This is a genomic window from Kiloniella litopenaei (assembly GCF_000982415.1).
Taxonomy (GTDB): Bacteria; Pseudomonadota; Alphaproteobacteria; order Kiloniellales; family Kiloniellaceae; genus Kiloniella; species Kiloniella litopenaei.
This window is the reverse complement of the sequence record NZ_LANI01000009.1, coordinates 37849-51329: the sequence shown is the minus strand read 5'-3', so window position 1 is coordinate 51329 and position 13481 is coordinate 37849. Positions and strand designations below refer to the sequence as shown.

Annotated in this window: 10 protein-coding genes; 3 read left to right on the top strand and 7 right to left on the bottom strand. The window is 46.2% G+C overall.

Annotated features, from left to right (window positions below; all coding sequences use genetic code 11):
- Positions 1-14: 14 nt before the first annotated feature.
- From nosZ to WH95_RS10470, 4 genes are all read right to left on the bottom strand, one after another.
- Positions 15-1916 carry a TAT-dependent nitrous-oxide reductase gene (nosZ, locus tag WH95_RS10485; protein WP_046506650.1) on the bottom strand — a complete coding sequence of 634 codons (1902 nt, stop codon included), beginning with the start codon at positions 1914-1916 and terminating at the stop codon, positions 15-17.
- A gap of 89 nt (positions 1917-2005) precedes the next feature.
- Complete coding sequence (locus WH95_RS10480; RefSeq protein ID WP_157845938.1) at positions 2006-4399, bottom strand: NosR/NirI family protein; 2394 nt, start codon at positions 4397-4399, stop codon at positions 2006-2008.
- Between the two features lie 221 nt (positions 4400-4620).
- Positions 4621-6237: a 5-guanidino-2-oxopentanoate decarboxylase gene (locus WH95_RS10475; protein WP_046506647.1), complete on the bottom strand. Its 1617-nt coding sequence runs from the start codon at positions 6235-6237 to the stop codon at positions 4621-4623.
- Positions 6238-6268: 31 nt separating this feature from the next.
- A complete protein-coding gene (locus WH95_RS10470; protein WP_046506644.1) occupies positions 6269-7459 on the bottom strand; it encodes a pyridoxal phosphate-dependent aminotransferase in 1191 nt (396 codons plus the stop codon).
- 212 nt (positions 7460-7671) lie between these two features.
- On the opposite strand from WH95_RS10470, the gene WH95_RS10465 reads away from it, so the two are divergent.
- The 3 genes from WH95_RS10465 (at position 7672) to WH95_RS10455 (ending at position 10356) form a co-directional block, all read left to right on the top strand.
- Complete coding sequence (locus WH95_RS10465) at positions 7672-8295, top strand: TetR/AcrR family transcriptional regulator (RefSeq protein WP_046506642.1); 624 nt, start codon at positions 7672-7674, stop codon at positions 8293-8295.
- Positions 8296-8528: 233 nt separating this feature from the next.
- Positions 8529-9380, top strand: a complete 852-nt coding sequence (locus tag WH95_RS10460) for a transporter substrate-binding domain-containing protein (RefSeq protein ID WP_082114110.1) — start codon at positions 8529-8531, stop codon at positions 9378-9380.
- A gap of 10 nt (positions 9381-9390) precedes the next feature.
- Complete coding sequence (locus WH95_RS10455) at positions 9391-10356, top strand: amino acid ABC transporter permease (protein ID WP_113772010.1); 966 nt, start codon at positions 9391-9393, stop codon at positions 10354-10356.
- A gap of 31 nt (positions 10357-10387) precedes the next feature.
- On the opposite strand, the gene WH95_RS10450 is transcribed toward WH95_RS10455, so the two are convergent.
- Genes WH95_RS10450 through WH95_RS10440 form a run of 3 tightly spaced genes read right to left on the bottom strand, consistent with a single transcriptional unit; the run spans position 10388 to position 13452 of the window.
- Entirely contained in the window at positions 10388-11434 is a 1047-nt protein-coding gene (locus tag WH95_RS10450; RefSeq protein ID WP_046506640.1) for an AbrB family transcriptional regulator, read from the bottom strand.
- Positions 11435-11437: 3 nt separating this feature from the next.
- On the bottom strand, positions 11438-12973 hold the full coding sequence (locus tag WH95_RS10445) for a tripartite tricarboxylate transporter permease (RefSeq protein ID WP_046506636.1): 1536 nt from the start codon (positions 12971-12973) through the stop codon (positions 11438-11440).
- On the bottom strand, positions 12973-13452 hold the full coding sequence (locus tag WH95_RS10440; protein ID WP_046506634.1) for a tripartite tricarboxylate transporter TctB family protein: 480 nt from the start codon (positions 13450-13452) through the stop codon (positions 12973-12975). The genes WH95_RS10445 and WH95_RS10440 overlap by 1 nt, the downstream gene beginning before the upstream one ends.
- Between the last annotated feature and the right edge of the window lie 29 nt (positions 13453-13481).

Sequence of the window (13481 nt, the reverse complement as noted above, 5' to 3'; positions counted from 1 at the left end):
CTACTCAACTTCTCTTAAGCTGGTTCAACCAGCATGCGGCCACGCATTTCCATATGAAGCGCGTGACAGAACCACTGACAGTAGAACCAGTGAACACCAGGACGATCTGCAATGAAGGTTACGGAAGCCGTTTGTTGAGGGCTTACTTCGAAACAAACACCATAGTTCGCCAAGGTAAATCCGTGGGTCAGATCTTCAACATCATCAAGGTTTGTAATCACGACGGTGACTTCGTCACCTTGTTTGACAGTGAATTTTTCCAGACTGAATTCTGGTGCAACAGAATTCATGTAAACCCGAACTTTATTACCGTCTCTGATAACATCCTGACAGTCTTCCAGATCGATGCCGTCTGCTTTTGCCATTGCAATGGTATCGGCAAAAGTCGGGTCGTTGCGATCATAAACATGAACCGGATTAACAACTGATCTGTGAACGATGATACAGTCATGTGGTTCGGCAAAGGTCGGACCATCATGGACAATTTTCATCTCATCGCCAGAAATATCAATCAGCTGTTCGTTCTCTGGTTTAAGTGGTCCAACATTGATATAGCGATCTTTGGAGAATTTATTCATAGATATCAGCCACTTACCGTCGGCTCCAGAGCTTTCCCCCATAGACGTATGGTTGTGCCCAGGCTGGTAATGAACATCAATCTTTTGAATAATCGGATCGATATCTTCACCTTTGTAGGCGCGAATAGCTTTTTCAATATCCCACTTAACAACCTGGCTATCCAGGAAGAGGGTGGTATAGGCGTTGCCACGACCATCAAAGGCAGTGTGAAGAGGGCCAAGGCCAAGCTGAGGTTCAGCAACAATTGCATCACGAGGTTTGATCTTGCCGTCAAACACATCATCCAAACGTTCAACATCAATAACAGATGCTGTTGGTGATAGTTTACCGTTCACAACAATATGGCGTTTATCCGGTGCAGCATTCACGCCGTGTGGGCTGTTGGAAATTGGAATATATGTCGTTAATGGAGAACCTTTGGTTCCATCAACAACGGGAACACCGCCATCAAATACTTCGTATTCACCCTTGGCAACGGCTTCTTCAATACGCTTGATATTGAAAACAACGACATGATCCTGTTCTGATGATGTCATCTCAGCCAGATTGACACCTTCTTCAGAGTTGTAGGAAGAAGATATCGCATATTTACCCTGATAATCTGCATCGACGTTATCCAGGTTACCACTGACTTTAACCTGCCACTTAACTTCCATGGTATCGCCGTCAATGGCAGAAAACACGGCAAAGTATTTACTTGGATCATCCAGAACAGAACCATCGTTTGGCAAAGGAACGCGGTGTTCGCCATTGGCAAAGATATAGCCAGTACGTGGGTATCTTTGTGGACGCAGACCGTGAATGTCGGATGCATTCGGAATTTCGATAATTTTATCAACTTTCATGATGTCACAGCGAACACGGGCAACACGGGTGTTTGCCTTGTCATTCATGAAGAGATAGCGCCCATCATAGGCACCTTCGGTAAAGGACATATGGGGGTGATGCAAATCACCGTTCATATAGTCGCCACCACGTGTTTCAAGAAACTTCTTGGTTTGTGGCAACAGGTTTTCGGTAAGAATTTTCTTACTTTCGTTGGTTTGCCCCCAACCAGTCGCGGAACATCTGTTAAAAACAGGGACGCGCATAAGCTCGCGCATAGAAGGCAAACCAAGAATACGCAATTCACCCGCTTGTCCTGATGACCAGAAACCGTAATATTCGTCCAACTGACCCGGCTCAACAGTAGCAGGATTATTTGCACCAGCGGCAGATGCTGTTGAAACACCCCCTAATCCAGCAATACCAGAGGCAGCACCCACACCAGCGATAGTCGCTAGTTTAGCTGAACCCCCAAGCAGATCACGTCTGGACAGACCTTTATCTTTTGACATTTATATGCTCCTCTTTAAGTGCCCAACCTGTCGCTTGTCTCACCATTCAACAGGCTGGGCGTGCTGTCGCCCTTAGGGCGACGGTTTTGCTAGCTCGGAGTGACTTTCCCCGGGCTAGCGCCTTTCCCTCTGACTTTTGCAGAAGGTCCGGGATTGTTTTTATCTTCACCGATGAAATCTGGAATTTCCGTCGCAGAGCAGCTTGCTTTAACAACAGCAGCGCTTTTGCTTTGAAGGTCCTGAAGGCGTTCCCTGCGCTTGCGTTTTTGTACCATGGGTGGACAACGATGCTCATCGTGGTAAACAACCTGGCAATGCAGACAGTAGAGACATTCGTTTGGATTGATTTCACCTGTGGGATGGATCGCTTGAACCATACATTCCTTGGCACAGGTCTGACAGGGACTGCCACAGTCGTTGGGGTGACGTTTGAGCCATTCAAACATACGCATACGTCCGGGAATGGCGAGTGCTGCACCTAAGGGGCAGATGTAACGACAATAAAAACGTTCGACAAATAGCCCTGCGGCCAATAGAGCGACGGCATAAAGTACCCAAGGCCAATCACGCACAAACTTCAGAATGATAGAGGTTTTAAAAGGCTCAACTTCTGCCCAATGTTCTGCGTCCTGCAAAGAATAGAGGGATAGGCCGAATAGACCGAGAAAGATGATGTACTTCAATGGCCACAAGCGTTCATGTAACCCCCATGGCAGCTCTAGTTGCGGTACTTTACAGAACTTGGCGGCCTGATTGAGTAGTTCTTGCAAGGCACCAAAGGGACATAACCAGCCACAATAGGCCCCTCGGCCCCAAAAGAGCAGGGCGCCAGCAACTGACAACCACAACAGGAAGATCATGGGTTCCATAAGGAAGTAGTTCCAGCTGAAATCTGTCAAAAGCGCATTCACGAAGGTGAGGACGTTGACCACAGAAAGCTGTGCCTGAGCGTAAAACCCGATAAAGAGAACGGTAAAAACAAGGAATAGATTTCTGGTCCATGTCAAAAGTCTTGGGCGTTTGACGAGCCAGTCCTGGAAAAAGAAAATAACTGTAAGTATAGCAATCGCAATACTTAGAACTGCGATGTCCGGTCTTTTCAGATCCCACATGCGTTTCCATAACTCAACGCGATGACTATCTTCTGACGCTTCTTGGCCAATGGATTGTTCTGGCGCTTTTTTTGTTGCAGCGGGTGTTGGAGCTATTTTTTCTATTGTGACGTATTTATTGGGCAGGTCATAATTAAGCTCAAAGGCCAGGAATATCTTTTTAATGGCCGCAATTTCCCGGTTGGCAAGTAGCTCAATACGGAAATTATCTGCTGGATTAAATTCTACATCTGTTGGGATGCGAAAGAGAGCTATTTCCTTGAAATAGGGGGCGCCTTCAGCGCCAAGGTCGCCGATACGTTTGTGAAATTTGTCTCTAAACCGAACAGAACTTTCACCTTGGATGAGTTGGAAACGATCAAAGATGCCGCCACGTACATAGCCGGAACCTTTGAATGAATAGCGGCCATTGGCGAAAATGAGTATCGCTTCCTGGTTGGGTTCCAACTGTTTCTGTAAATGTTCGTATTCTGCATCACCCAAAAGCGTTCTACCGATGGCAGGAACACTAACCGGGGCAACATAAAGATCTATATAGATTTCATCCGGTGCGCCTTTTTCAGGGCGGGCAGCTGCTTTTTTGTTGCCGGAATTTTCAAAAGCTTCATTGATTTCTGCAAGTGTAATAACGCGGTGACGGACGGCACCATTACCAAGCAGTGTTTGCCAATCGGTAACGTCTGTGATGTCTTTGTTGACGTGTCTTATTTCTGTTGGCCCGGAGGCTTGATCTTGTTCTACACCAGCAATACCAAGATATCGTGCAAATTTAATGGCTGATCGGAAAATTGAATCTTCGATAACCATGATGGTGACAGTCGCACCACTGATCATGTCAACTTCACCTGTATCTCGGCTTTGCCCTGTGCGACTGACGGCATCGATCCCGGTGTAACCAGACATGAAGTTTGTAATTTTTTCTTCTGGAATTCCGATAAGAACGATGGGTTCGCTGTGTTTTACGAGTTTGGTGCCGCTGACCACACCTTCTGGTGTCAGGCCCACCATAACGTGAATGGGTTTGCCTGAATAACCGGTGGCATTGACAAAGTCAGTGTTCAGATAGGCGTAGCCGACCTTTTCGCTTCCCTTTAATATTTCTGCGTAAGACGGCGTGCCGGGAACAAGACGAAACTCTGTCGCGCCTTCTAATATTTCGTTTGGCGTAACCTTGGAAAGGTATTTTTCAAAGTTGTTTGACGCAGCATTGGCCGAGGCCAAAGCGAAGAGAAAATAAAGCCCGATTAGAAGCGGTATAAAGATGAGCTTTTGTATAAAGACAGCAGAGACATCATGACAGGCAGCAATCGCCTTTGTTATTTTGATGCTTTTTTCCGTTGCATTTTTTGCCCATGCCTTTTGGTTCGGCATGAAGCATCTCCTTTCACTTACATACTGACAAAATCCTAACGGAAACAAACATCTGCTCATTTACCGAAATTGCCTTTGATGTAAGTCAATAAAGATATAAAAAAATTATTCCTTTAGCGTTCCAATCGTTGGGGTGAAAAAATAAAGACCTGAATTCAGGCCTCTATTTCTAATTTACTAGCGTTCTTCAGGGACGGTGTGGCTGGGGTCAGGAAAAGAAATTAGACCACAGGCGTGAATAGATTCTCTTCTATTTGGATAAGCGCCGGTCGGTTTTCTGAATGTGCTCTTTTAAGTGCAGTCGGCAATTCTTCTTTGGATGCTAGGTGTTCAGCATAAAGACCGTATGCTCTTGCAATTGCAGGGAAGTCCGGGGAGCTGGGGGTGACACCCTCTGGCGTAATATCATCTTCCAGCATGAAATTTTTAATTTCCTGATATCCATCATTATTCCAGACAATGATAATGACGTTTGCATTGGCATCCAAAGCCGTTCCAAGTTCAGCCAGTGTAAATTGGATGCCGCCGTCCCCGGTAAGGCATACAACTGGTTGTTTCGTTGCAGCAAGTTGTGCCCCAATAGATGCGGGAAGAGCATAACCCAGTGTGCCGAAACCTGTTGCCGAGTTTATCCATCCTTTGTGGGTGTCCGGTGAATAATAGAGGTTCCCTGCATAAACGGGTTGTGTTGAGTCGCCCACAATAATGACCCCGGGCAATGCTGATTTAATTGTTTCAATAAATTTGACCTGCTCCTGCATCGGTTGCGACAGCTCGTTAAATGCAGTCTGTTTCGTTGTTAAAGCACGGTCAGCCCCATTTCTATTCACATTTGATTGTTCATTTTTTTGCAGAGAAACAACAAGTTGTTTCATGGTACGATCCGCATCACCAATGATACCCATGGTTGGTAGCACGTTTCGATGTAATTGAAGGGGGTCTATATCAACACGAATTAAGGTGTTGGGAATTGTAAAACTTTGATTTTCATACATGTCAAAGTCAGTTGGTCCTAATTCTGTACCTATTGCCAACACCAGATCCGAATTTTTAATTAATGCCCTCGTGGCCTCCAGAGATGGGCTGGCTGGTATCGCAAGGGGGTGACTATCTGGTATTAGTCCCCGGGCATTGACGGTCATAACAACAGGGCAATCCAGAACTTCGGCAAGTTCTTGCGCAGATTTATTTTCTCCCTTAACGCCTCCGCCAATGATCAGAAGGGGCGATTTTGCAGCTAAGCAGAGTTTTGTGATCTGATTTATGCTGTTTTTGTCAGGAACCGGGGCCTGTGGAAATGACAGGGGAGGGATCGGCATAAGATGATCCGCTGGCGCAGACATCAGGTCGATTGGAATTTCAATATGAACAGGTCTTGGGCGCGCGCTGGAAAAGACAGAAAATGCCCGTGCCATTACCTGTGGCAAATCATCTGGGTGACTGACGGAATAACTAAAGGATGCAACCTGTTCTGCAAATGCGCTTTGGTTGGGTAATTCATGCAGGTTCCCATTTCCGTGTCCAAGATGTTTGGTCTTATTAACACCTGAAATGACCAGCATAGGAATTGAATCTGCATAGGCCTGTGCCATTGCCGTTGAGATGTTGGTTAGTCCTGGACCTGTGATGACAAAACAGACCCCCGGTTTTCCGCTTATTCGTGCATAGCCATCTGCCATAAAGCCTGCACCTTGTTCGTGGCGCGGTGTATAATGGGTAATTGAAGAGTTTGCCAAGCCACGATAAAGTTCGATTGTATGAACGCCGGGGATGCCAAAAACCCGATCTACTTCATAGTGTTCAAGCAGTTTTATGAGATATTCACCAAGTGTAATCATGCTGGTTTCGCTTTATATAAACAAGAGAAGATTATGCGAATGTCTTTTGCTGACTTAGGCTGTCGCAAAATTCACAAATTCGGCGACAGCCTTCGACGATTTGTTCTTCTGACAGGGTAAAAGACAATCGAATGTGTCCTTTTGCGCTGTGGCCGAAAGGTTCGGCATCCAAGACACAGACACCTGTTTGTGAATAGAGGTTTTCTGCAAATTCTCGGCTGGTCAGGCCTGTTGACCGAATATCGACCAATAAGAACATTCCCGCCTGCGGGCAGTGGGGTAACAGGGTTGTGGCTGGTTTCAGTGATTTTAAAGTCAGATCACGACGCTTGTGATAGATCTCTTTCATTCTTTTTGGTTCATTGGCCAGATCGGTTAGAGCGACCTTGGCAGCTTCTTGCGAAAAGCCGGGCAAACCATACAACATACAAAGCGCAATTTTTTCCATCGCTTGAATTAGATGGCGGGGGCCAATTGCCCATCCCAGTCGCCACCCGGTCATTGCGTGTGATTTGGATAAACTACTGATGGTAACTGTGCGCTCTGCCATGCCGGGTAACGAGCCGATAGAGACATGCTCGCCAGCAAAAATCAGATCAGAATATACTTCGTCTGCGATTACCCATAAGTTATGCGCTTGTGCAAGTTGGGCGATTTTTTCAAGTTCTGTCTGTGTCATAACAACGCCCGTTGGATTATTTGGGGTTGTTAGGAAAATAGCCTTGGTTTTGGGGGTGATCGCATCTTCTATTGCCTTGATATCAGGTCTGAAACCTGTTTCTGCTAATTGAGATACAGGGACGATCGTCGCGCCCGTTACACAAATACTGGCCTCATAAGTGATATACATTGGTTCCAGCGCGATAATTTCATCGCCTTGGGTCGCGATGCACAGAGATGACGTAAAAAGGGCGCACTGAGCACCAGCTAAAACGATGACATTATCGGCAGTTACCGGTTGTTTTGTAAGCCTGCTATGTCTTTTGGCCAGAATGTCTCTTAATTCGTATCTACCTGTTAATTCTGTGTAATGGGTATCACCAGCATCCAACGCATCTTTGGCGGCAGCGGTAATTTTTTCCGGCGTTGAAAAGTCTGGGTCGCCGACGCTCATAACGATGACATCTTTACCCTCGGACTTTTCTTGCAAAGCCTTACTATGTAAATCCCATGCGGATGCACCAGCACCAGTTACGCGTTTTGTAAGGGGGGAAAGTTGCATAAATCACCTGACTTGTAATGGTTGTAAGCTCACCGCGCCTGTTAAAGAATACAGTTGGTATATCTGGACAATATATAAAACTGAACAAACGTTCAACAAGAAAAATGAAAGACTCATTTTAATGGCCTGAATGCATGTGTTGTCAGGGCGATATATACGGGGTAAATCTAGATAAGTGGTGGTTTTTTTAGGTTTAATTTTCAGAGAACAATATGACAGAAACTCCAAAATTTCGGCGTCAGGCACCAGATGCACGGAAAAAAGATTTGGTTGAAGCGACCATTCGCTGCCTTGAAAAAAAGGGTAGCGATGGACTGTCGGTGCGAAGTATAAGTTCGGAAGCCGGGATTTCTGTCGGCCTTATAAACCACCATTATCCCAGTAAAGATGATTTGATTGCAGATGCCTATGAAAAGCTTGCGACAGACATTTTGCAAAATGTTGTCGATATTGTTGCTGAAACAGACGGGTCGCCCCGTGAAAAAATGAGTGCTTTTTTTAAGGCCTATTTTTCATCAATCGTTTTGGACCAAAAATTTCTAAGGATCTGGATTGTATTCTGGCATATGTCGGACAAGTCCGAACAGGTGCGACTGTCACATGACAAGACAAATGCTGGGTTTCGGCATCAAATTGAACTTATGCTCAGGGATCTGGTCAAGTCTTCTGAAACACCTGAATTTAATTATCGACTTGCGGCCATTGGCCTCAGCGGAATGTTGGATGGTCTTTGGCTTGAATGGTGCCTCAATCCTGATGTTTTCTCTCCCGAAGAGGGATTAAAGTTATGCGAAGGCTGGGTGGATGGTCTTATGGCCGGTGCCTTTAAGCTGTAAAATTTCACCGCAGAAAATTTCACCGCAGAAAATTTCACACTCTAACTGAGAACATTAAGGAAATACACCTTCAGAGGAGAGGGGATCTTCGTATGTAAAATTTCTAGTTGAACATGTGTTCAATTGTGTTATCGTTTATTTCACTGAAAGCGGTTTTCAAAAAAAAACTGAGTATTAGGGCCAAAGAAACAGGAAAACTTGTTCAAGCCCTCGTTCCTAACAGGGAGAAAGTAATGAAAATTTTCAGACAAACGATGATGACGGGGCTCGCAAGGATTGCGGGGATTACAGCAATTGTAATTGCTGCGACGGGCAGTTCTTTTGCCGGTGAAACTCTTGATCGAATTATGGACAAGAAGACGCTGGTAATTTCGACTGATGCCGAATATCCCCCGCAATCTTCCTTAAATGCAGATAACGAATTTGTTGGTTTTGATATTGATGTTGGCCGGGCTATTGCCAAATACCTTGGGGTAGAGGCCGAATTTGTAACCCCCGGTTGGGATGTTATAACGGCTGGCCATTGGTCGGGACGGTGGGATATGTCCGTGGGGTCTATGACGCCAACTAAAAAGCGTGCGGAAGTTCTGGATTTCCCTGCTATTTATTATTTTACACCTGCAGCATTGGTTGTTCACGAAAAAAATACATCGATCCTAAGTACAAAAGATGCTTCGGGTCATAAGGTTGGGGTTGGCGTTTCGACGACCTATGAAAGTTACCTCAAGAAAAACCTGGTTATCGATGCGGAAAATGTTCCCGAATTCTCTTATATTATCAATGATGCTGATATTCGTACTTATGATACAGATTTATTGGCTCTGGATGATTTGCGCCTAGGCGACGGGGTACGTCTGGATGCGGCATTCACAGCACTGCCAACGGTTCTGGAAGCTAAAAAGAAAGGCTATCCCATTAAAATTGTTGGTCCGGAAGCATTGTTTATGGAGCCTTTGGCGATTGCTACTGACAAGGGAGACGCAGAGCTTAATGCGAAGATCAAAGAAGCTGTCTCGGCGTTGCGTGAAGATGGGACTCTCTCTCGCTTATCTGAAAAGTGGTATGGCGGTGATCTGACACAGTGAGTATAATCTTGTGAATAGTAAGTCTTTTAATTTTGTAGAGCGGCCATTAGCACGATGGTCGCTCTATTTCATTGTTATTTACCTTATCTTTCTGAGTTTTGATCTCTCTGGTTTCACAGAAATTTCCGGGGTTTCAATAAATATAGAAATTGTTCGTGGTATCTTTGCATTGGGAATTTTATCTAATTTTTTCCTTGTAAGTAAGTTGCCCACAACGACACAGCTTTTTGTGACGTGGGGACAACTGTTCGCGCTGTTTCTTTTCTTTTTCTACAGCTTTGATCTTTCCTACGAATTTATTCTGTCCCGGTTACCTCACCTGTTGGGATTGGGATTGAAAAGTGGGTTCCTTATGGGCGCGGCACTTACGGTTTTTATCTGTGCCGTGTCGATCTTTGCTTCAACCATTCTGGCTCTGGTGGCGGCTCTTGCGCGTTTGTCGCGAAATGGTATGGCGTTGGGGATCTCCACTTTTTACATATCTTTTTTCAGGGGGACACCCCTGCTTTTGCAAATCCTTTTGGTTTATCTGGGGCTACCACAAATAGGCGTTGTTCTTGATCCTATCCCGGCAGCCATTATTGCATTATCCCTTTGTTATGGGGCCTATATGGCAGAAATTTTCCGGGCGGGTATTCAGGCTATTCCTGCCGGACAGTCTGAAGCAGCAAGAGCTTTGGGGCTGAGAGGCAGCCAGATTATGCGGCTTGTCATTTTACCCCAAGCCATCCGGTTGATTATTCCACCGACTGGTAACCAGTTCATTGCGATGCTTAAAGATAGCTCGCTGGTCTCTGTTCTGGGGGCTTGGGAATTAATGTATATGTCCCGAACCCATGGTCGTGCAGAGTTCAAGTATATGGAGATGTTGATTTCAGCGGCTCTTATTTACTGGATCCTGTCTGTAGGATTTGAAATTGTTCAATCCAGGATTGAAAAGAAGTATGGCAAAGGTATCGACGTCAACCATGTCTAGATTTGCTTGACGTCGATAGATGCTCATTATGTCAGCGTTCATTCTTGCGCTTAATAATTCGAGTAAGAAAGACGGGGACAATAAAGACGATTACCAAAAGCCGCAGAGCGTGATGAGTGGTCACAAAGGCCGGGTCAATCCCCATGGATAGTGCTGCCAATGTCATTTCTGCAAATCCACCGGGGGACAGGGCGAGAATCAATGCTTCGAACTCGAGATCAAAAGCGTATGATAATGCCCCGGATACAATCAAGGTAACTGCGAGCATTAAAAAGGCCATGATGACGGATAGCACCATTAATTTCCCAACCTGACTTAGCGAGTAACCTGCGAAGCGCGCGCCAAGTGCAGAACCAAGAGTTAATTGTAATAGAATGGTGACTATTTCCGGGGGCTCGCCTTGAACCAGCCCGCTGGTGTGAACGATAGCACTTAATAAAAGAGGCCCCGTTAATTGGTAAGCGGGAAACTTGGCAATTTTACCCAGGAATAACCCGCCAAAAGCAAGCACGAGTAGAATAAGAATATCAACCAGAGACCATAACGGGGACGTGGTCTCTTTTTCTATCATTTCTAGTCCTGACCAGTAGGTTAGAAATAATGGTATTGCGAGGAGAATGGTTGCAACACGGCATGCATGTGCAAGGGTTAGGGCTGGAACGTCAGCCCCGGCTTCCTCCCCTAAGATTGTCATTTCTGACAGACCGCCAGGAAACCCGGCAAAGATTGCGGTCAGGCGATCCATCTTCATAAATTTTCGACAGTAGAACTGTGCAACAAAGGTGAGTACGGCCAAGTACAGGACTGCTGCAATAAGCGTTGGGACCCACTCGCTGGCACGGGCGAGAACTTCGGGAGAAAAGGTCCCACCCAACATCACACCGAGAATAACCATAATGATCAGTCGCACAGGCTTTGTGACACCAACCGGGACGTTTGATAACGAGGCAACAAGGCTACCGGTCAGGCAACCTAACATCCAGGGAAGCGGGAGGCCCAGTGTCCAAAACACGAAGCCTCCCATCAAACCGGATAGAAAAGTCAGAACCAGCTTAAGTGCTGTTTGTGGGGAAGACACATTCTATCCTTCGCCATCATTTACTTTGAGGGCTTTTTTTCGGCGAATATCAATGATGTTTTGAACGAGCGGCGCAAGTAAAACAATGACGGTAATCGCCAGAATGCTTGCGGTAATTGGACGCTCCCACAAAAAGGACAACTCTCCATCACTGATTGCCAAGGCCCGGCGAAGGTTGTCTTCCATCATTCCGCCCAGAATGAAGCCCAGTAACATCGGGGCAAGCGGGAAGTTAATCAATCGGAAGACGATCGCAATAATTGCCACGATAACCATGATATGAATATCAAAGGTATTAAAGGAGACAAGGTAAACACCGATCAACGAGAAAAACAGGATCAAGGGTGTCAGGATTTGCTTGGGCAACGCCAGTAAACGGGCAATGTAAGGAATTAAGGGCAAGTTTAGAACAAGCAGGATGATATTCCCGATATACATGGAAATAATCACGGACCAGAATACCGCTGGCTGTTCCACAAATAGTCGTGGTCCGGGTTGAACGCCATAGGAGATAAGTGCGCCCAGCATAACCGCTGTTGTACCCGACCCCGGAATACCAAGCGTGAGAAGTGGCACAAATGATCCAGAGCAAGCAGCATTGTTTGCTGTTTCCGGCGCAGCCAAGCCCCGTATGGAGCCTTTGCCAAATTTAAGTTTTTCCTTCGCACTGGCGAAGCTGCGTTCCATCCCATAGGCAAGGAAAGAGGCAATCGTTGCCCCAGCCCCGGGTAGGACACCGATAAAGAAACCGAGGACAGAACTACGTCCGACAACAGGCGCAAGGTCTTTGACTTCCTCTTTACTCACCTTCATGCTGCCGAGCTTCCCTTTGGTCGCTTCTTCAGCTTCCTGAGATACTTTTTCTGGCTTTAGAACGACCATCAATGCTTCTGACAGGGCAAAGGTCGCCATTGCAAGCAACAGGAAGCTGATGCCATCTATCAGATCCAGAGAGCCAAATGTAAATCGTTGTAGCCCTGCTGTCTGGTCGGTCCCGATGGTCGAGAGCATCAAGCCAAAGAGTGTCATCAGAACCGCAATCAGAAATTTTCCCTTTCCGGCAAAGGCGGAGACGGCTGTTAAGCCAAGAACCATAAGGGCGAAATAGTCAGCAGATTGAAAGCTGAGGGAGACCGATGCCAATGCAGGTGCTGCAAAAAGAAGGAATATCGCGGCAATGGTACCGCCACTGAAGGAGCTATAGGCTGCAATTGCCAAGGCTTTACCAGCATGGCCTTGCTTAGCAAGAGGGTAGCCGTCAAATGATGTGGCAACGGTACCAGCAACACCCGGTGCATTGATCAGAATTGCGGATGTTGACCCACCAAAAATAGCACCATAATACACACCAGCCATCAGGATCATGCCCGTTGCAGGGTCAAAGCCGTAGGTAATAGGGATCATGAGAGCAATGGCTGAAATAGGGCCAAGACCCGGTAACATGCCGATAAAGGTTCCTGCGAAACAGCCAACAAAAACCATTAAAAGATTAACGGGGGAAGCAGCCGTGCTTAACCCTTGAAGAATACCATCAAGCATTAATTTGCTCCGAGCATAGTAAAGATCTCACCGGGTGCGAGATAGATCCCCAGGAGCTTGTCGAGAATGAACCAGAAACCAACGGTGGCAGGAACTGAAGAAAGAAGAATGACGGACCATCGTCTTTCACCCAGTGCATAGATACCACCAATCAGGAACAAGACGGTAGATAACAGGAACCCAAGTGGGCTCAATGTAAATCCGTAAAAGACCATTAGGCCGATCAGGATAGAAGTTCTGCCCCAATTCAGTCCACGAAAGACGGATAAGATATCGTCTGTTTCTTCTCTTTGCGGCAGGACAAGAAGAAGAAAGGAGACAATGCCCGTAAGCCAGGAAAGGGCGATTGGCATAGTCCGGGCGGTAAAAGGTTCCAGTTCATCACCCGGAAACAAGGGAATTTGCCTTGCTTCCATACCATAAGCGATTGCGAGAACCAGAAAACACAAGGCTCCCGCTTTTTCCTTGCTGAGGGTCATTGTCTCCATTCCTTCTTTAAATTTACTGA

Coding starts and splice junctions, on each gene's coding strand:
- nosZ (WP_046506650.1), bottom strand. CDS start 1,916: ATGTCAAAAGATAAAGGTCTGTCCAGACGTGATCTGCTTGGGGGTTCA.
- WH95_RS10480 (WP_157845938.1), bottom strand. CDS start 4,399: ATGCCGAACCAAAAGGCATGGGCAAAAAATGCAACGGAAAAAAGCATC.
- WH95_RS10475 (WP_046506647.1), bottom strand. CDS start 6,237: ATGATTACACTTGGTGAATATCTCATAAAACTGCTTGAACACTATGAA.
- WH95_RS10470 (WP_046506644.1), bottom strand. CDS start 7,459: ATGCAACTTTCCCCCCTTACAAAACGCGTAACTGGTGCTGGTGCATCC.
- WH95_RS10465 (WP_046506642.1), top strand. CDS start 7,672: ATGACAGAAACTCCAAAATTTCGGCGTCAGGCACCAGATGCACGGAAA.
- WH95_RS10460 (WP_082114110.1), top strand. CDS start 8,529: ATGAAAATTTTCAGACAAACGATGATGACGGGGCTCGCAAGGATTGCG.
- WH95_RS10445 (WP_046506636.1), bottom strand. CDS start 12,973: ATGCTTGATGGTATTCTTCAAGGGTTAAGCACGGCTGCTTCCCCCGTT.
- WH95_RS10440 (WP_046506634.1), bottom strand. CDS start 13,452: ATGACCCTCAGCAAGGAAAAAGCGGGAGCCTTGTGTTTTCTGGTTCTC.